This is a genomic window from Streptomyces sp. TAA486, assembly GCF_000426165.1.
In genome coordinates, this window is the sequence record NZ_AUEV01000001.1 from 726,479 (window position 1) to 743,501 (window position 17,023).

The window sequence follows — 17,023 nt, forward strand, 5'->3', positions numbered from 1 at the left end:
TGAGTCAGGCCTCCTTTCGGTGTCGGTGGCGGTGGCGGGTCAGGGCGCGACCTGGGGGGCGATGGCGACCAGAGCGCAGGAGTGGTTGGGGCGGCACTGGATGGCGAGGGTGACGCTGCGACCCTCCGCGCCGCCTTCGCCGGCGGCGCTTTTCCAGGCGATGCGCTGTTTGCCGGTGACGGTGACGGCGTAGATGTAGGCCTCGGTCAGCGCGGCAGGGTCCTGGGCCACGGCCTTCTTGAACGCGGCCGGGTAGTGCGCCTCGCCGACCTTCGCCTTCGCGTGCTGGGCGTTGTCCCGCATCCGCGACCACAGCACCGGATCCGGCACCTGCGAGGCGATCGAGTCCCAGTCCGCATACCGCGACTCCGGCGTCATCCACTCGCGCATGCCGGCGAGTTGCTGCCCGCGGCTGGTCGCGCGGGTGTCGTAGGTCCACAGCATCCGCGCCGCCGCTTTCGCGTAGGTCAGGGGTGCGCCCGTCTGGGGCGGTGTGGCCACCGAGCCGTCTGGCGCGGAGGCGGAGGGCGTGGGTGAGGGGCCGGTGGAAGTCGGCGGGGCGGCCGGCTTGTTGTGCTGGTCGCTGCGGCCGGTGAGCCAGGCGGCGAAACCGGCGACGGCGAGGAGTACAGAGAGGACGACAGCGACGGCGGTGATGCGCCGACCGGCCGACCAGCTGCTGGTATGGCCGAAGAGCGGGACAGGAAGCAGGGAGAATCGTTTCTGCATCACTTCACCTGCGATCCGAGGGCGGAGAAGAAGGCGACGACACCGTTGGCTGCGCCCAGGCCCAGGGCCGCGCCGGCGGAGATGACGGCGCCCTTCTTGCCGTTGGCCTCAGCCTGGTGGCCGCCGGAGTGGTGGCCCCAGGCCCATACGCCCAGGGAGACGGCGAGCGCGCCGACGACGGCGATGATGCCGAAGAGGTTGATTGAGGAGACGACCTTCTGCAGGACGGCGAGACCGGGCAGTCCGCCTCCCTTGGGGGAGATGCCGGGGTCGTAGGCGAGGTGGATCAGACGGTCGGACAAAGGCATAGGGATCGCGGGACTCCTTGCAGACGCAGGCCGATCGGGCCGTGCGGGAAGGGAAGAAGAACGAAGAGGGGGCGGCGCTCGCGAGGCGAGGTGTGCCGGTCAGGCCCGTCCGGGACGCGGGTCCTGCGTCAGGAGGTGACTCGGCGGGCGGCGAGGATCTGCCAGTCCTTGATCGGCTCGATGCGTACGGGCTTGCCCGTGCGGGGGGCGTTGAGGACCAGGCCGCGGCCGAGTGCGATGCCGACGTGTTCGGGGCGTGCGGCGCTGCCGCGGGCGAAGAGCAGATCGCCGGCCTTGACCGCCTTCGGCGATACCGGCTTCCCCTCATTGACCTGCGTGTAGGTGACGCGGGTCAGCTCGATCCCGGCGGCGGCGTACGCCTGCTGCATCAGGCTGGAGCAGTCGCAGCGCTTCATCGGGTCAGGGCCGTGGGCGTCGGTGCAGCTACCGCCCCACTGATACGGGGTGCCCAGCTGCCGCATCGACCAATTGATCGCGGTGCGGACCTTGGCCGGAGCGTCCTTGGGAACCTTGTAGCCCTTCGGGACCGTGCCTTCCGGGATCGGCCCGAAGGCGGAGCCGTCCTCGCCCGAAGCACAGTCGGCTCCGGGAGCGGTGGCGTCCCGCCCGGCACCGTCGGCACCGCCGTTGTTCGGGAGGGTCTTGGCGACAGCGGTTTGCAGGGCGCGGGCCAGCTTCTCCCACTGCGCGTACGCCTCGGGGAAGGCGGACTTCTGCACGGCCTGGGCGGCCTGAGTGAGGGTCATCTGCTGCCAGCCGTCGACCGACAGCAGCGCCTTGTAGAACTTCGTGGAGGCGTAGACCGGGTCGCGCAACTGCTGCGGCGTTCCCCAGCCCTGGCTGGGCCGCTGCTGGAACAGCCCGAGGCTGTCACGGTCCCCGGAGGGCAGATTGCGCAGCCGGGATTCCTGCATCGCGGTGGCCAGCGCGATGCGTTGGCCGCGCTCGGGCACCTTCAGCGAGATACCGGTCGCGACGATGGCCTTGGCGTTGGGGATCTGCTCGCCGGGCAGGTCCAGGCCCTCGACGCGGACGTTCCTCCCGGACTTCTTGCCCTCCAGGATCGCGGCGACCTTCCGGCCGACGGCATCGGTGTCGATGTCCACTCCGGTGGCGCAGCCGGTGGAGGAGGCAGCGGCGGCACTGTGCGCCATGGAGACGGTGCCGACGAGGAGGAGAGGGGACAGGCACAGAGCGCCGATGACGGCGGCTGCGCCCTTCAACCGGTCATCGCTCCAGGCGGGTTGGCCACAAGCGGCGCAGGGTCGGGCGGTCGCGGGCAGGGGTGTGTCACAGCGGTGTTCCTTCGAAGCAGTGGTTGCCAGCCGCATGGGTGTGGAGCGGAAAGGGCGACGGCCGGCTCGGTAGGTGATCGCATGCTTCGGCGCATCCGACGCGAGTTGCCGCTCGCGCACGGCGCCGGGGAGGTAAATGAGGGTGGGGGATTGCCCGTGGCGGAGTTCGCCGGGCGGTTGCAAAACAGTAAGCCCAGATCCCCGGTTGACCAAAAAATCGACGATCAAGGCTCTATTCCGGGCCTCTTGGACGGTGACCGTGGCCAACCGGCGATCGGCCCGTACAATTTATATCCCCCCTCGCTGTCTCCCCGCCCCGGATTCCTGAAGGCCCGTCACCATTCGGTGCTGTTCCGAAGCGCGAGCGGGAGTTCCCCCCTCCATCCCCCTGACCCGAATTGGGGTGCCTCTTTGCCTTTTTCCCTGCACCACGGCGACGCACTGACCGTGCTCGCCGGACTCCCCGATGACTGCGTCGACAGCGTCATCACCGACCCGCCCTACAACTCCGGCGGGCGCACCGCGAAGGAGCGCACCAGCCGCACCGCGCGGCAGAAGTACACCTCCGCGGACGCCGGCCATGACCTGCCGGACTTCACCGGCGAGAACATGGACCAGCGCTCCTACGGCTTCTGGCTCACCCAGATCATGACCGAAGCCCACCGGCTGACCAAGGTTGGTGGGACGGCGCTGATCTTCACCGACTGGCGGCAGCTGCCCATCTCCTCCGATGCGATCCAGGCCGCCGGATGGCTGTGGCGCGGCATCCTGACCTGGCACAAGCCGCAGGCCAGACCGCAGAAGGGACGCTTCACGCAGAACTGCGAGTTCATCCTGTGGGCCTCCAACGGGTCCATCGATGCCGCCCGCAACCCCGTCTACCTGCCCGGCCTCTACAGCGCATCGCAACCTTCGGGAAAGACCCGCAGGCACATCACGCAGAAGCCCGTCTCGGTGATGCGCGAGCTGGTGAAGATCTGCCCGCCCCGGGGGGCCGTCCTGGACTTCTGCGCCGGCTCCGGCTCGACCGGCGTGGCCGCGCTGCTGGAAGGCCGCGACTTCATCGGCGCCGAGAAGACCAAGCGCTACAGCGCGGTTGCGGCCGACCGATTGAAGGAGACGCAGCAGCAGTTGCTCACTCAGGAGGACTGCGTCCTGGCAGTCTGACGAAACCCGGTGCCTGGTTATAGCGGATGATCCCCGGTTAGCCAAACCGGGGATTCTCCGGATCCTTGTAGCCGCATTTCCCGACGTGTCGAATGCGGCTGCAAGGAGAGATCTCTGTGCCTGAATCCACCGACCCTCGCGACGAGGGCGAAATGGACCCCGTGCGCGTGCCCGAAGCGGGGCTGGAAAACCTGGAGGCCACCGTCCGCGGGCTGATGGAACAGTCCGCCCAACAGACCGACATGCTCGACCACTTGGCCACGCCACCCCCTACCTCCCCCCGCTCGGCGCGGACCGCCTTCCCGATACCTGGGATGCCAGAACTTCCAGCACCGCCGCAGGAGCCGCGGCCGATCCTGGAGCTGGAGGGCGAGGCGTTCGAGAACGAACTCGACGCCCTGACCGACTGGGTGGATGACTTCCTCATGGACACCTACGGGACGGAGGTCTCCACCGCCGCCCCGTGGTGCATGCGCTGGCAGGAGCACGACGACGTCGTCGCCTGGCTCCACGCCCTGTGGATGGCCTACCAGCAGCACAAAGAACCCGACGCCGGCCTGTCGGGCATGGCGGTGTGGCACCGCGACTTCCTCACCCACACCATCGCCGCCATACGCGGACCGGGCGGACCGCTCAGTGCATGCATGACCGACCCGGACCGCCCCTCCCACCGTGTGCTGCCCGGCCCGAAGCGCTCCGCCCGCTCCACCAGTTCCGACGCGCAAGAGCCGGAGCCGGGGGAGGCAACGGCATGAGCAGCCGACCGCCGCAGTACGGCCTCTCCTTCGACCCCAGGGCCCTGACGGACCTGCTGCAAGCCCCCGGCGACATCCGGGACCTGGCCCTCGCACAGCTGCAGGATCTCGTGGCCGGCGACATGCAGGGCCGCAAGCTCACCGGGGACCTGAACGGCTACCGCCGACTCCTCATCGACCGCCGCGCCCAATACCGCCTGGTCTACGCCCAGCGCCCCGCCCCGCCGACCTCCACCCACCCCACCGAGATCCACGTACTGGCGGTCCGGCCGCGCGCCGGCCACGACGTCTACGACACCGTCGCCGCCCGGCTCGGGATGAACCACCGGCCCGTCAGCGCCGCCACCCACGCCGCCCGCGCCCGCTCCCCCCAACTGGACGCCCAGAGGCCGATTCCCAAGCCAGCACCGCCCGTCCGTATCCCCTCACCCGCATTGCTTCCGAAAGGCCCGGTCCGATGACGACGACCTTCCCCACCATCCTCGACGCCCTCACCGACTCGCTGCTGGACCAGGAACCGGAGCAGGAGAACCCCCGGCACCGGGACATCCTGGAGACATACCGCGACATCCAGGCCCTCGACAGTCGGCTGCGCACCACGGCGAACACCCCGCCATCGGGTATGAGCGCCACCGACCAGCTCAAGCAACTCACCGACCTCCTCGTCGAGCGCCTCGCCCTCGGCCACCTCCTCAACGAACTGCTCTCCAGCCAGTGCTGCTGCACAGCCGAGGAAGAGGAAGACGAAGAGCGATTCTTCTACTGCCCCAGCGATGTGGCACCGGCCGGCGGCATCCTTGAGCACTGCCTGGAGGTCTTCGCCGACCTGGGCGACCCCGACGCCATCGCCTCGGCCGACCTGGTGGACATGCTGCGAGGACTGCCCGGACTGGCGGGCGGGCACTGGCGGTTCACCGATCTGACCCAGGCACGTCTCGCGCAGCTGCTCGCCCCCTACGACGTGCAGACCCGCGACATCACGCTGCCTGACGGCCGCCGCCGCAAGTCCTACCGCCGCAGCGCCCTGCAAACCGCCCTGCGCACCTACTCCCGCTGAGCCACCCCGCCCGCATTCTCATCCGCCGTGCCGGCGCAGAGGACTGGCCCTCGATCAAGGCCCTCCACGAGCGCTGCTCGCTGGAGAGCCTGCACCGCCGCTGGGGACGCCGGACCGTTCGGCGAGGCGACATCGAGCAGTTGATGTCCGCCTGTGACTGCTGGCTCGGCCTCGATGCCGACAGCGGCGAGGTGGTGGCCCTGGCGTCGCTCGGGGCGGTCTCGGGTGAGTCGGGCGTCGTCGACTTCGGACTCCACGTCGCCGACGCCCGGCACCGGCAAGGCATCGGCACCGCCCTGACCCGGCACGCCGCCGAGCACGCCTCCCGCGCCGGCGCGCACACCCTGACCGCCTACACCCAGCTGGACAACACCCCCGCCCTCGGCCTGCTCCGCGCCCTGGGCCCCACCCGCGAGACGCGGCAGGCCGGACAGGCCGAAGTACGCCTGTCTCTGCGGCACATCACCAGCCAACCGGCTCGACCGTAGAAAGGGAATCTTCGCGAATGCCTGTCCCGCCGCCGCACCAGGCACTCACCCCGCTCGATCACCGCATCGAAGCGGCAACCGGCCACAGCATCGACAGACTCTGTCAGCACCACGAGCGCGGCCTGCTCGACGAACCGACCAGCCGCATCGTCGAAGCCCACCGCGACCTGGCCAAGGCAGTCACCGGCGTCACCTTCCACCGCGTGCTGTTGGCGCGCCTGGCCTCCGGTGAGTTCGAGGTCGATGCCGCGCTCTTCGCCCGTATCGAGCGCACCGTCGCCCAACTGCGGGAGACCGTCGTCACCCGGAACGCCCGGCAGGCGGACGTCCTCGCAGCGCTGGAACCTCTCGAACGAGCCTCCCGTACGCAAAGGCGCGGAGCCGCAGCGGAGTTGGCGCCCGCGGACGTCGCGGCGCTGCTGGCAATCGCCCACGGGGCCAAGCTCCAAGAGCACTTGCTCACCCAGCGCCTGTCGGTGGTCACCGCCTCCGGCACGCGCGTGCCCCACTCCGTCTTCCAACGCCTGGAGAGACACGGCCTCGTCACCCGCGACGAGACCCACCCGGTGCACGCGGGCCAGCCGGTCACCGTCACCGACGCCGGCCGCCAGGCGCTCACCACCCCCCGCACTCCGGTCAGCACCGTCACCCCGCCCGCACCTGGTGCCGGCACCTGGCCCGCTGCCCGGCAACACCGCTGACAGGAAAGGCGACTTCGCCATGACCGCACTGCCGACGCCCGATACCCGCCGCTTCCGCCGCCGCGTGAGGGACCTGGCCCAGCGCATCGAGGACACCTTCAACACCCCGGCCGACGAAGCGTCCCTGCGGCAGGAGGACAGCCCCGTGCCCCGCATGGTCGCCGCGCCTTTCCTCGAACTCCTCGCCTGGACAGAGGAGACCGAGGTCCTCCGGGCCCGGCTGCTCTCACGCCCGCACTCGCCGGAGCGGGAGGAGGAACTTTCCCGGCAGTTGGAGCGGCAGATCGAGCGCCGCAACTTCCGCTACAACACCACCCGCATCTACCTCGACGCCTGCACCCCCGCGTGCACGCCTGAACCGGAGATGTGCCCGCCGGAAGCGTCACCTGTGCCGGGCCCCGGCCCGGTGTCCGTGACCACACGCCGCCGCTGAAATCCCCTACGACTCCAAGGCACCCATGCCTGACGAATCAGCCCCCGACGACTTCCGCCTCGGCGGCCTCGAGCCTGCCGACGCCGACCAAGCTCGCCTCTTCTACTGGCAGGTCACCCTGAGCGAGCCCGAACTGATCGTTCTGGCCCAGCACCACAGCGGCGGCGACAGCTATCTGGCCCTGCACGACGGCTCCATGACCTGGGACATCCCCGGCTCCCCGCAGTTCCTCGCCGTCCACATCACCCGCAACGAGAGTGCGGGCACCTTCCGTTACGTCTCGGAGCGGATGCCGCTGCTGCCGCTGGCCCAGCAGTGGCTGACCGACCGCGGATGCCCCGCCGAACAGATCCGCACCCCGCCGGACCTTCCCGGAGCCAAGCCGGCCGACCACGCCACCCGCGCGCTGGAGGCCAAGCTCGCTGCGGCCCCCGGCCGCTACCAGATCATCGACCACTACACCGACGACACCATCGACCACGAGACCACCGTCCTCCTCCACGACCACGACCAGGGCGCCGCCCGGCAGCCCTACCGGGTCCTGCTGGAACAGGTCGACCTGGACGCCTTCACCTACACGCTGCGCGAGGGCGCCTTCACCACCGAAGACGCCGCCCAGCAGTGGCTGGAAGACCGCCCCGGCCCCCTGCCCGGACCCTCCCCGGCCACCGCAACGCCTCTACCGCACCTGCCCGCCACTCAGCACCGACGTTCCGGCCCCACGCGCTGAGTCGCCATCGCAGACGTGGCCGGATCCCGGAGGCTAGTGAGCAGTCCGGCTTTCAACTCGCGTGCGGTGCCTGGGTATAGCAGCCAATCCCCGGTTAGCCCAACCGGGAATTCTCCGGAACCTGGTAACCGCGGGCGAACAGCAGCTCAACACGTGCCGTTCGCCGCGCTGATTGCCAACTGCATCAGCGTGGAGGCCAGTTCGGTGTGGCCTTGGCAGCCACAACGGTCGTGCGGTGCCACTGCCAGGGCGTACGTCTGAGCGTGCCTCCACCCCATGTCCGCACCCCGGGACCTGAATTGTCTCCCTTCGGGGGCTATCAGGAATTCTCCTCAATCCGTTTCGTGAACCTGATTGGAGCGCATCGTGTCTGACGGTGTGGAAGACGTGCTGGAGGTCATCGGCCAGCAGATCGAGGAACGATTCCAGCTACCTCTCCATGAACTCGGGGCCACCGTCGCGACTGAACCGGAGCGCCATGGCGAGCTCAGGGACGTCATGCACTGGTACGGCCTGCTGGCCGCCTCACAAAGCGCCCTGGAACGCAGCGAGAACGAACTGCTCGCAGCGCTGGGCGCGTCGCCGGATCAACTCAGCGATCAGCAGATGGATCTCGCCCACCGCGTGAACGCCGCGGTGGCCTCCCGGGACGGACGCGCCATGGTCGTGCGGCACCTCCTGGACCCGGACGCACCCGGAAAGCACGGAGAAGGCGCCTGGCGCGGCGCCACCCGCAGGGCAGGCCGTCCCACCACGCTGCCCGCCGGCCCAGCGCCCCACCCACCCGGTCCAGTGCGGGGCATGTCGCGGTGAACCTCAAGCAGAAAGCCCACCGATCCGGTCGAGGCCGCCGCAGGGGCCGCCTCATCGCGTAAGTCCTGCGCCACGGCCCCACCGCACCACGCAGCTTCCTTCTCCATCGCCGTCCCGGACTCCGTCCGCCGGCGCTGTATCCGCCCGCACCGTCAGGAGTACCCCGTTGGTCACCGCCGCCCTGCCTCGCGCCACCGCCGCCGACCTCGCCCGCGTCGGCGAATGCCTCGACATGCTCTCTCCACGCTGGAACGCCTGGCTGCTGATGAGCCTGCACAGGAAGCCGCTGCGCTACTTCGAGATCAAGACCCAACTGCCCTGGCTGCGCAGTGGCCAGCTCACCCCTCGTTTGCATCAGCTCACCGACGACGGCCTCCTCAAGCGCGGCCAGCTGAACTGGCGCCATGTCTCCTACGGCCTCACCGACCGCGGCGCCTCGGTACTCGAGGTGCTGGAAGCGCTCGCCGCGTGGGGGAGCGCTCACCTGGAGAAGGATCTGGTCCTCAACCCGGACACCGGCCTTCGGGAACCGGAGCGCATCCCGAAAGCGCAGGATGCTGAGGACACTCTCGGCCTGATCACACCCCGGCACGCTACCCCCGTGCTGTGGATGCTTCGGATACGCGGCGCCTCCACCGCCAGGGAGCTGGCTGCCACGGTCATGCCGAGCGCCGCTTCGACGGGCATCTACCCGCCGCTGCACCAGCTGACCGAGGACGGCCTCATCGAACGGACCGCCCCCGATGCGCCGCGCTTCGAGCTCACCGAGGCCGGAGCCTCTCTTGCCCCCGTGTTCGCGACGATGTCGGCCTGGGCGGCCGGCCGATCGCTCACCCCCACGCGGAAGCACCCCGTGTGGGGGCAGCAGCACGCACCGGCCACCGAGCAGCGGTTGGCGTGGGCGACGCACGAGCCACCCTCAGCAGGCCCCGCCACCCACGCAGTTCCGGTCTCTTCTGCGTCGCACCAGGAGTCGTCCGGCCCCGCCTGGAAGCCGGACGATCTCTTCTCGCACCGCCCGCCGGCGCGCCATGCGAATGCAGCGCCCGTGGCAGCGGGAGGACGCAGGCGATGACCAGCCCGACAGACCAACTGGCGTGCGCCGCAGAGCTGGTGGGACGGCAGTGGACCACCCGCGTCATCAGCGAGATCGACGACAACGGACCCATCCCCCGCCAGACCGTCAGCAGCGCCTTCCCCGACCTGCCGCAAAACGCGCTGCACTACGCACTCACCACGCTGCGCCGACGTGGCCTGCTCACCGTGGGGGCAGAAGAACACGAAGAGCACAAAGCAAACGAAGAACATGAAGCGGAGGAAGGCGAGGAAGAGGAGGAAGAAGCACGGGCTTCCAGCTACGTGCTGACCGACGCCGGAGCCGACCTCGGCGACGTCCACGACGCCCTCTTCCGCTGGGCCCGCCGCCACAACTACCCCAGCCGCACCTGCGACTTCGTCACCCGCGTCGAAGCCACCCTGAACCTGCTCAAGAACCCACGCGTGCCGGCCGCTCTGGCCGCCCCCGGCACCGGCAGTGAGCGCTACAACGCCCAAGCGCCGTCCGCGGGCCAGATGCACGCGCTGGTCGCGGACGGCCTTGCAGAGCAATCCGGCAACGGAAACTGCACGCTCACGCCAGCGGGGGAGGCGCTTCGTGGGCCGCTCAGCGTCCTGGCCTCCTGGGCGCAGACGCATGCCGCCCTCATCCCCACCAGCCGGGGCACCCGCCGTCCGGGAGCCGTAAGCGCGACGGCCGTGCCCGCGTACCGGTCTCCCCCTGGCAGTCCGGCTGCCGCGTAAGTGAAGCGGCCGATCGCTACCGGTACTTGTCGCTGCATCCGTTCGTCCCGGCCGATGAGGCCTCCCGCCAGGAGTACGACGTGCTGCGCGCCCAGTCCGCCGCGTACCGGGCCCTGTAGACCGTCACCACTGCGGACGCCCGGCACCACTATGTGCTGCTGGCCGATGCCGCCAGCCGATGGGGACTGGACGGCGCCCCGCCCCTGGTGACCGTGCACAACCACCGGGACCTGGACGCCCGCACCGCCGTCATCGAACGCGCCGAACACCTCACCCTCGCCACTGCCCAGGAATGGTTCGCCGACCGCGGCATGACCACCACGCCCGCTGTGCTCGCTGGCCGCAACGGGGACCAGTTGGCCGACGGGTTGAGCGTGGAGGTCGACCACCGTCTCCGCGAAGTCCACCCCGAATACCGCCTGCTGCGCGGCAGCAGCCTTCGCCACGACGATCCACGGCGCCGCTACCTGCTCTTCGAACCCACCCACACCACCAGCGAGGTGCGGTGGCTGGTGTGGCGCACCGACCTGGCCGAGGCCCTCTACCGGCTGCTGGAGACCCATCTGCCCCACGCCCACGCGGCACGGCAGTGGCTGGCCGATCACGGCTTCGCCCCGCTACCGCCACAGACCCGGGCACCGGGACGCACCCGCAGCCCGTGTCCGGCATCCGCCTCCAAGGGCCGACGACGCTGACCCGCTTCACCTCAACCCGCCCCTGCCCCCACGCATTTCGCCTCTGGAACCGCCCGTGCCCGATTCTGAGCCCGACCTCCGTCCTGAGCCCGAGGACGGGGATGTGTATGTATCGCCGCGCCATCTCGCCGGCTCCACCGCCATCGGCGATCCCGGCCTTCAGCCCCTGCTCGCTCTCGGGTGGGAGCTGCGCCATGACGACCTCGGCAACGTCTACGTCTCCTCCCCGGACCACACGGTCCGCCTGGGCTACCTGCCCGAAGGAGACGACGACGGCCTGTGGCGGATCACCGCCTACACCGACGCCTTCGCCTCGCCGCAGTGGGGAGTGTGCTTCAACGACCAGGCACCCACCGAGTTCGTCACTGCCTTCACCGCCGCTCTGGCCGCCTCCTACACCGATGGCTACGACGCCCACATCAAGGGCCCGCCCGGCACCGCCCTCGGCCCCTTCGACCCGCTGCTCCAACAGGACTGGCAGGTCAGACCGTTCCGCCGTATCGACAGCCTCGATCTGACCTCACCCGACGGCATGGCCCGCATCACCTACGACAGAGACGACGAGGCGCGGCTGGACCACGAAGCCGAGCTGACCACCCTGGACGCCCGCTGGCTCCTGCGCGGAGGACCCGAGCTGAACTGGTGGTACGCCACCGCCTCCACCCACACGCCCAGACACCTGGTCACCGCGATCACGACCGCAGTCGCGGACCCGGCGCCGGTGCTGCGCTGGGAGGGCGAACTGCCCCGCAACGTACGCGAGCACGCCCGAGTAACCCCGGTGATGCCTCCCAGGCCGCCGGTTCCGACGCCGCTGGACGTCCACCGCCGGCACGCCACTGCCCGGCCCGAGAGCCGCCGACCGGTCAGTGTTCCGCGCTGGTCCACCACCACCCGGCAAGCCTCCGTGCCTTCCCGGACGCCGCCTGGGCCACGCCGTTGACCCCGCGCAGGGGACGGGTGAACGAATCCTTCGTCTCCCTCGATCGGGAGACGGTCCTCCAGGTGCTTCCCCGCCATCTCGCCGGGCGCGGCAGCCACCAACTCCTCGACGTGTGGCCCTTCCCCTTCGATCAGGGCTGGTCCCTGCAGCACCCCGACGAGGGCTACCAGCTGGCCGCCAGCCCCTGCCAGCGCATACGGGCGGGCTTCCTCGCCGTTCCCAACAGCCGCTCCGGAGGCACCTGGACCACCGCCCTCCACGGCGATCCCTTCAGTCCGGCACGGTGGAAGGCCGTCTTCGACGCGACCACACCCACCGAGGTGCTACGTGACTTCCATAGCGAGCTGCTGGCGAGGTACCTCGAAGCTCCCGACGGCGACCGTCACCGGCACACCAGCGAAGCCGAGCCGCACCACGCGTACGTGCCGTTGCTGAGCGCGGGCTGGCGCCAGAAGATCAACCGCAACGGGCGGCAGGCGATCCGCAGCCCCGACGGCCTGGCGTATCTGCAGAACTGGTTCCACGACCCGCCCGAGTGGACCGTGTGCGCCGGACACCCCAACCGGCCGCTGTGGACCTCAACATTCAGCGCCCAGACCCCGCCCCGCCTCATCGCTGCGTTCACCGCATCGCTCGTCGACCAAGAACCTCTCACCCGCACCGTGCGCCAACTCCCCACCGCCACACGCGAATACCTCTACCGGACCAGGCCGCCCGCCCCATCTCGCCCCACCCGGCCACCGGCTGCTCCCGAGACGCACGCGACAGGCCGCCCCGGCTGAGGCGCACCCGGCCCCTGCGGCCCTTCACCGAGCTCCCCGCCGCCATCCGACCGATGCGGCTTCCTCGCCGGAAACTCTTTCGCCGCACGCTTGCCGGCGGCGTACCTACCCCCGCTCAGGAGGCCCTCGTGCCGCTGCACGCCCAGCAGTTCTTCACCCAGCACATCGCCCTGCCCTACGAGGGCGGCACCGTCATCGGCGACACCTACTACGCCTCTCCCACACCCGGATCGCCGCTCCGCCTGCGCATCGACTTCCAACACACCATCAGGGAACGCGAGTACGACGGGCTGCGCCTCAGCGTGCTCCACCCCGAAGGCGGCACCATCGACACCGCCGTCCTCTCCTTCGCCGACCACGACACCTTCACCGCCCGCGACGCCCGCCGAGGGAACGGCTACTTCGGAGAAGCCAAGGACTGCTTCCGTGACGCGAACACATGCGGAAAGCCACCCTGGCATGGAGCGCAGACCGAGGGGCTGACGTACGCGATCGAGCAGTACGTACAACTCTGGTTTCCGACCCCAGGCAGTCTGACCGGCTCGAAGCGCGCTGCGTACGCACCCACCATCAGCCCGGTGCCCCCCGCCGCAGCGAACAGCAAACCAACGCGCCGTACCCGCTGAACGCACCCCGGTCGGCCCCGGCGCCCGGACCACCCTTGGTATCTGTGACGGCTTCCTCGCGGGGCGGCATCCCTGCGATGCCGCCCCGTGGCGTTCCCGCTTGGGGCGGACGCCCCTGCCAGAGCATCGCGCAGTGCTCGATGGACCGGGACGGTAGCGGATCGCTCAGGAGTTGCGGCCTGGTCGATCCCTCATCGGGCGGCTGTACCGCCGCTCAGTGTGAGTTGAGACGGCAATCACGCGGCCCGTGGCCGCGGCTGATCACACCCAGCTCCTCCATCATCACCAGGTGATGCACGACCGAGGAGGTGCTCGACAGACCAACCTCCCGGCCGATCTCACGGACCGTCGGAGCCTCTCCACGTTCCGCGATCCACTTCCTGATGCAGGTCAGGATGCTCAACTGGCGGTCGGTGAGGTCACCACTCATGCCCGTCCGTCTCCTGCCTGCGGACGCGGCTCTGCAGCTCCAACCGGGCAGCCGGCCACCGGCCCGCACCGGTTGTCCAGAACGGGTGCCAGAACAAGCGGGTGGACAGCCGCAGCAGACGGCGCCGCAGCGCCGTGTTGCAGCCTTGACGGGCTGCGAGTTCGGCGTAGGTGCAGTTCCAGTCGTGCTGGGCCTGCAACAGATCATGCAGGAAGGTGGGGTACGCCATGTACGAATCCAATCACGTGTTCGATTTAATGTGCGTCACCCTTCCGCTTGGCCGAGTTGTGCAAGACCCTCGTGAACCTCGGTACGGCGGACGGGCCTGGGTTTCGGTCTAGGCCCGTCCGCGGACAAGGTCTGTCGGCGCGGGGTCAGGTCGTGCCCGCCGCGGTGATCAGCTCGGGCAGGTCGGGCGCACCCGTGGGGCCACCTCAAACGGCGTTCCGAGACCCCTCATCACTGGGTACAGCCCAGCGTTGCCCACGCCGTCACCCTGACCGGTACCACTTATGGAAGCGGCCACTCATCTGAGGGGCCGCTCGTCGTCAGTCGAATCTGCTGAAGAGGACCCCGTGGCACTCCGGGCAGAAGTCCTCCCGTGCCGGGGTGCCGCACCCGTTGTGGCAGAGCCCCATCGGGGCGAACTGCTCGGCGCAGTTGAAGCAGAAGTCCACGGGCGCCTCCGCCCCGGCCAGCTTCACGTCGCGTACGAACGTGCGCAGGTCGCAGTTGGGGCAGTTGAGGATCGGGTCGTCCGCGCCTTGCGCTCCGGCCCCGTATGAAGCAATCCCCCACGGATCCGCGTACATCTGCGCTGTGGTCTCGGAGTCCCAGCTGCTGTGGCAGAACAAGCAGCTGGTCGTCGTCTCGTACGCGTCGACTACGGCTGCGGCCTGCCCGCACTCCGGGCACTCCACCACCGGGCCGACGGCTTCCTTCAGCCGGTCCTGCAGGAGCTGCATCCGGGTCGCGACGAAGGTCTCCATCTCGTGGAGAACGCCGCGCACGACGGCGATCTGCTCGTCCACGTGCTTGGTCTGGGACGCATCCAGGAAGCCGCGCAGGTGCTGTTGGACGAAGTCGAGCAGGAAGGACAGCACCTTCTCCGTACGGCCCTTGACCACCTTCACCTCGGCCGTCATCTCGAAGTGCTGCAGACGGTCCCGGTGAGATCTCAGGCCCTCGATCGCCCTCCGCGCGCTGCGTGTGACCTCGATGCCCAGGTCGTCCTGGAGGCGTGAGAGTGCGAGGCCGACGCCGATGCTGCGACAGTGACCACGCCGGAACTCCTGCTCGTCACACGGCTCCTCTCCCTCTGTGTGAGGCAAGGCGACCAGCTTCCAGTCACGCTGCATCAGTGGCCACTTCAGCAGCAGCTCCGTGGCGGCGTAGAGACTCAGCACGGCGTACTTCATCCCTCGTGCTTGATCGACAGCACGAAGGGCCTCCCCCACTGTGACCAGGTAATCCATGCCGTTGTGAATCAACGGGAAATGGACATCATTCCTCTTACTCATGATCCCCCCAAGTCGGCCTGATGTTGAAGTATGGGGAGATTATCTGCCACGCGGGTGCCTGGACTCACCGGGCAAGGTTCCCGACGCCCGGCGCGGGCAGGTGCAAACGCCGTCGGAGGGGCCGGCGGGGGAGGGGCAGACCGTGCCGGAGATGAACATGGTGACGGCGCACGCCACGCGGAACGCGCTTCCCACCGCGAGGGACAGGAAGAACTGACCATGGCGATCGGGGAGGGGCTGGCAGCAGTCGCCTATGCGCTGATGGACCTCAGCGCGGCGATCCGGGAGCGCAACGACCAGTAGGCGACGCTCGCACGCTCGGCGGATGGGGGCGGACTGACCAGCATCAGCCCCGCTTCGTAGCGGCTTTGCCTGACCTCCAACAGGTGCAGGTGGTGCCGGTCTCCGAGTTTGCTCGGCAGCCTGGCGGCAGGCAGCGAGGGCACCTTTGGATGTCGTCCCGCTCGATGTGCCAGCCCGCCAGGGTGACGCGCGCCAGGCATTCGGACATGACCCGCCGCATCTTCTCGTGGTCCATGATGGGGCCGGAGATCATGGTGTGTCCCACGGGCGGAACCTCGATGTCCCCGTGGTGCCGAACGTCGCACCCGTCGCAACTCAGGATCGCCGTCCCCGTGGTGGGGGCCTTCTTGTCACCTACAGCAAGAGCAAGCATCTGCAAGAAATACGGCATGGAGACGGCCAGGCGAAGGCGACTCGCTTGGGTTATCCGCAGCGCCGGCAGTCGACAGGGTCATCAGCGTCTGCCCCACTGCCGCAGTTTGGGTACCGGGGAGGCTCGGTCGGCGTAGTGGCAGCATGCTGTGATCGGCGCGGCGGACACCGCTGCTGGTTGAGGTGCCGTGACGCTTCGCCGCCAACCGCCAAGTTCAGTCCCATCAGGGCCTGTTGGCCGGGCTGCGTGTGGCAGCGGCCACGATCCGGCAGGATGCCGCACGATGGCATCCCTGATCGACAACCTGCGCGGGACGACCTTCGTGGTGATCGACTTCGAGGCGCTCACCCCGGCGGGCCGCCCGGCCGAACCCACCGAGGTCGCCGCCCTCGCCCTGGTCGTCCGCGGCAGCCGCCTGGTGGAGGACGGCCGCTTCGAATCGTTGATCCAGCCCCCGCCTGAAGTGCCGATCATGCCGCGGGACCTGGCTCACGGGATGAGCGAAGCCGCCCTGCGCGGTGCCCCGCCAGCGGCCACGGTCTTCGCCGGGCTGGACCAGCACCTGACCGCGCCCCCCTACCGGCTCGTCGCCCAGCACGCCCCCACCGAGGCCGGACTGATCGCCCGGCAGCGCGAGCACTGCCCCACGCTCGCCACCACTGCGATGCTCGACACCATCAAGCTGGCCAAGCAGGTCATCCGCGGCATGTCCTCCTACGGGCTGGACGGACTGCTGCGTTACTACGGCATCCCCCGGCCGGTTGGGCGGCACAGGGCGATGCCGGACGTGGAGGTCACTGCCGAGCTTTTCCGACGGCTCCTCACTGACGGGGCGCAAGCCGGTCACTGGTCCACACTGCTCGACCTCGACACGACCGCCGGACTCCAGCCGAAACCGACCACCACGACCGAAGCCAACGTGCAAGACGGACTGTTCGACCTCGGCGGAGCGTAGGCGCCAACTGCCCCGACACCCCCGCGCCCCAAAGGTGTCGGTTCGCAGCAGACCGGAGCCGGGCCGCCGACCCTCTCGGGGTGGCTCCAACAGAGGGCT

General features: G+C 69.3%; 23 protein-coding genes. 16 read left to right on the forward strand and 7 right to left on the reverse strand.

The features are described from left to right. Nucleotides 1-39 precede the first annotated feature (39 nt). From I004_RS0103360 to I004_RS0103370, 3 genes are all read right to left on the reverse strand, one after another. A complete protein-coding gene (locus I004_RS0103360) occupies nt 40-729 on the reverse strand; it encodes a hypothetical protein (protein ID WP_028434327.1) in 690 nt (229 codons plus the stop codon). Beyond that, nucleotides 729-1,043, reverse strand: coding sequence for a membrane protein (locus I004_RS0103365; RefSeq protein WP_028434328.1), 315 nt, complete (start codon nt 1,041-1,043; stop codon nt 729-731). Before I004_RS0103365 ends, I004_RS0103360 begins: the two co-directional genes overlap by 1 nt. Nucleotides 1,044-1,165: 122 nt before the next feature. Further along, complete coding sequence (locus I004_RS0103370) at nt 1,166-2,281, reverse strand: C40 family peptidase (RefSeq protein WP_028434329.1); 1,116 nt, start codon at nt 2,279-2,281, stop codon at nt 1,166-1,168. 483 nt (nt 2,282-2,764) lie between these two features. Between I004_RS0103370 and I004_RS0103375 the strand changes: the two genes are divergently transcribed. From I004_RS0103375 to I004_RS0103450, 15 genes are all read left to right on the forward strand, one after another. Then, on the forward strand, nt 2,765-3,520 hold the full coding sequence (locus tag I004_RS0103375; RefSeq protein WP_028434330.1) for a DNA-methyltransferase: 756 nt from the start codon (nt 2,765-2,767) through the stop codon (nt 3,518-3,520). Between the two features lie 152 nt (nt 3,521-3,672). Further along, a complete protein-coding gene (locus I004_RS0103380) occupies nt 3,673-4,275 on the forward strand; it encodes a DUF4913 domain-containing protein (protein WP_037974623.1) in 603 nt (200 codons plus the stop codon). Then, complete coding sequence (locus I004_RS0103385) at nt 4,272-4,736, forward strand: hypothetical protein (protein ID WP_028434332.1); 465 nt, start codon at nt 4,272-4,274, stop codon at nt 4,734-4,736. The genes I004_RS0103380 and I004_RS0103385 overlap by 4 nt, the downstream gene beginning before the upstream one ends. After that, nucleotides 4,733-5,332 (forward strand): DUF3631 domain-containing protein, encoded by a 600-nt coding sequence (locus I004_RS0103390; protein ID WP_028434333.1) that lies wholly within the window; start codon nt 4,733-4,735, stop codon nt 5,330-5,332. Before I004_RS0103385 ends, I004_RS0103390 begins: the two co-directional genes overlap by 4 nt. A 20-nt stretch (nt 5,333-5,352) precedes the next feature. After that, on the forward strand, nt 5,353-5,820 hold the full coding sequence (locus tag I004_RS0103395; protein ID WP_037974624.1) for a GNAT family N-acetyltransferase: 468 nt from the start codon (nt 5,353-5,355) through the stop codon (nt 5,818-5,820). A gap of 17 nt (nt 5,821-5,837) precedes the next feature. After that, the gene (locus tag I004_RS31925; RefSeq protein WP_037974625.1) at nt 5,838-6,521 is read left to right on the forward strand and encodes a hypothetical protein; all 684 of its coding nucleotides are present in this window, start codon (nt 5,838-5,840) and stop codon (nt 6,519-6,521) included. A gap of 19 nt (nt 6,522-6,540) precedes the next feature. Beyond that, nucleotides 6,541-6,954, forward strand: a complete 414-nt coding sequence (locus I004_RS0103405; protein ID WP_028434335.1) for a hypothetical protein — start codon at nt 6,541-6,543, stop codon at nt 6,952-6,954. Between the two features lie 25 nt (nt 6,955-6,979). Further along, entirely contained in the window at nt 6,980-7,684 is a 705-nt protein-coding gene (locus I004_RS31930) for a hypothetical protein (protein ID WP_051344643.1), read from the forward strand. 366 nt (nt 7,685-8,050) lie between these two features. Next, nucleotides 8,051-8,497, forward strand: a complete 447-nt coding sequence (locus tag I004_RS0103415; RefSeq protein WP_028434336.1) for a hypothetical protein — start codon at nt 8,051-8,053, stop codon at nt 8,495-8,497. A gap of 166 nt (nt 8,498-8,663) precedes the next feature. Continuing rightward, on the forward strand, nt 8,664-9,572 hold the full coding sequence (locus I004_RS0103420) for a winged helix-turn-helix transcriptional regulator (RefSeq protein WP_028434337.1): 909 nt from the start codon (nt 8,664-8,666) through the stop codon (nt 9,570-9,572). Then, nucleotides 9,569-10,297, forward strand: coding sequence for a hypothetical protein (locus I004_RS37365; protein WP_028434338.1), 729 nt, complete (start codon nt 9,569-9,571; stop codon nt 10,295-10,297). Before I004_RS0103420 ends, I004_RS37365 begins: the two co-directional genes overlap by 4 nt. Nucleotides 10,298-10,503: 206 nt before the next feature. Then, the gene (locus tag I004_RS0103435) at nt 10,504-10,992 is read left to right on the forward strand and encodes a hypothetical protein (protein WP_158676983.1); all 489 of its coding nucleotides are present in this window, start codon (nt 10,504-10,506) and stop codon (nt 10,990-10,992) included. A gap of 55 nt (nt 10,993-11,047) precedes the next feature. Continuing rightward, nucleotides 11,048-11,935, forward strand: a complete 888-nt coding sequence (locus I004_RS0103440; RefSeq protein ID WP_037974626.1) for an SPDY domain-containing protein — start codon at nt 11,048-11,050, stop codon at nt 11,933-11,935. 17 nt (nt 11,936-11,952) lie between these two features. Next, nucleotides 11,953-12,717 (forward strand): SPDY domain-containing protein, encoded by a 765-nt coding sequence (locus I004_RS0103445; RefSeq protein WP_028434341.1) that lies wholly within the window; start codon nt 11,953-11,955, stop codon nt 12,715-12,717. A 128-nt stretch (nt 12,718-12,845) separates the two neighbouring features. Beyond that, nucleotides 12,846-13,343 (forward strand): hypothetical protein, encoded by a 498-nt coding sequence (locus I004_RS0103450; protein ID WP_028434342.1) that lies wholly within the window; start codon nt 12,846-12,848, stop codon nt 13,341-13,343. A 214-nt stretch (nt 13,344-13,557) separates the two neighbouring features. Here I004_RS0103450 and I004_RS0103455 read toward each other — a convergent pair whose 3' ends face one another. From I004_RS0103455 to I004_RS39350, 4 genes are all read right to left on the reverse strand, one after another. Continuing rightward, nucleotides 13,558-13,773, reverse strand: a complete 216-nt coding sequence (locus tag I004_RS0103455) for a LexA family protein (protein ID WP_028434343.1) — start codon at nt 13,771-13,773, stop codon at nt 13,558-13,560. Beyond that, entirely contained in the window at nt 13,763-14,002 is a 240-nt protein-coding gene (locus tag I004_RS0103460; protein WP_028434344.1) for a hypothetical protein, read from the reverse strand. The genes I004_RS0103455 and I004_RS0103460 overlap by 11 nt, the downstream gene beginning before the upstream one ends. A gap of 319 nt (nt 14,003-14,321) precedes the next feature. Then, on the reverse strand, nt 14,322-15,191 hold the full coding sequence (locus I004_RS0103465) for a hypothetical protein (RefSeq protein ID WP_028434345.1): 870 nt from the start codon (nt 15,189-15,191) through the stop codon (nt 14,322-14,324). Between the two features lie 353 nt (nt 15,192-15,544). Beyond that, complete coding sequence (locus tag I004_RS39350; protein WP_158676984.1) at nt 15,545-15,739, reverse strand: hypothetical protein; 195 nt, start codon at nt 15,737-15,739, stop codon at nt 15,545-15,547. A 513-nt stretch (nt 15,740-16,252) separates the two neighbouring features. Between I004_RS39350 and I004_RS0103485 the strand changes: the two genes are divergently transcribed. Beyond that, nucleotides 16,253-16,924 (forward strand): 3'-5' exonuclease, encoded by a 672-nt coding sequence (locus I004_RS0103485; RefSeq protein ID WP_028434347.1) that lies wholly within the window; start codon nt 16,253-16,255, stop codon nt 16,922-16,924. The last annotated feature ends 99 nt before the right edge of the window (nt 16,925-17,023 follow it).

What these genes read in the sequence shown, in the direction of transcription:
- I004_RS0103360 (WP_028434327.1), bottom strand. Translation starts at nt 729, where the DNA reads ATGCAGAAACGATTCTCCCTGCTTCCTGTCCCGCTCTTCGGCCATACC.
- I004_RS0103380 (WP_037974623.1), top strand. Translation starts at nt 3,673, where the DNA reads ATGGACCCCGTGCGCGTGCCCGAAGCGGGGCTGGAAAACCTGGAGGCC.
- I004_RS0103385 (WP_028434332.1), top strand. Translation starts at nt 4,272, where the DNA reads ATGAGCAGCCGACCGCCGCAGTACGGCCTCTCCTTCGACCCCAGGGCC.
- I004_RS0103390 (WP_028434333.1), top strand. Translation starts at nt 4,733, where the DNA reads ATGACGACGACCTTCCCCACCATCCTCGACGCCCTCACCGACTCGCTG.
- I004_RS31925 (WP_037974625.1), top strand. Translation starts at nt 5,838, where the DNA reads ATGCCTGTCCCGCCGCCGCACCAGGCACTCACCCCGCTCGATCACCGC.
- I004_RS0103405 (WP_028434335.1), top strand. Translation starts at nt 6,541, where the DNA reads ATGACCGCACTGCCGACGCCCGATACCCGCCGCTTCCGCCGCCGCGTG.
- I004_RS31930 (WP_051344643.1), top strand. Translation starts at nt 6,980, where the DNA reads ATGCCTGACGAATCAGCCCCCGACGACTTCCGCCTCGGCGGCCTCGAG.
- I004_RS37365 (WP_028434338.1), top strand. Translation starts at nt 9,569, where the DNA reads ATGACCAGCCCGACAGACCAACTGGCGTGCGCCGCAGAGCTGGTGGGA.
- I004_RS0103455 (WP_028434343.1), bottom strand. Translation starts at nt 13,773, where the DNA reads ATGAGTGGTGACCTCACCGACCGCCAGTTGAGCATCCTGACCTGCATC.
- I004_RS0103460 (WP_028434344.1), bottom strand. Translation starts at nt 14,002, where the DNA reads ATGGCGTACCCCACCTTCCTGCATGATCTGTTGCAGGCCCAGCACGAC.
- I004_RS0103465 (WP_028434345.1), bottom strand. Translation starts at nt 15,191, where the DNA reads ATGAAGTACGCCGTGCTGAGTCTCTACGCCGCCACGGAGCTGCTGCTG.
- I004_RS0103485 (WP_028434347.1), top strand. Translation starts at nt 16,253, where the DNA reads ATGGCATCCCTGATCGACAACCTGCGCGGGACGACCTTCGTGGTGATC.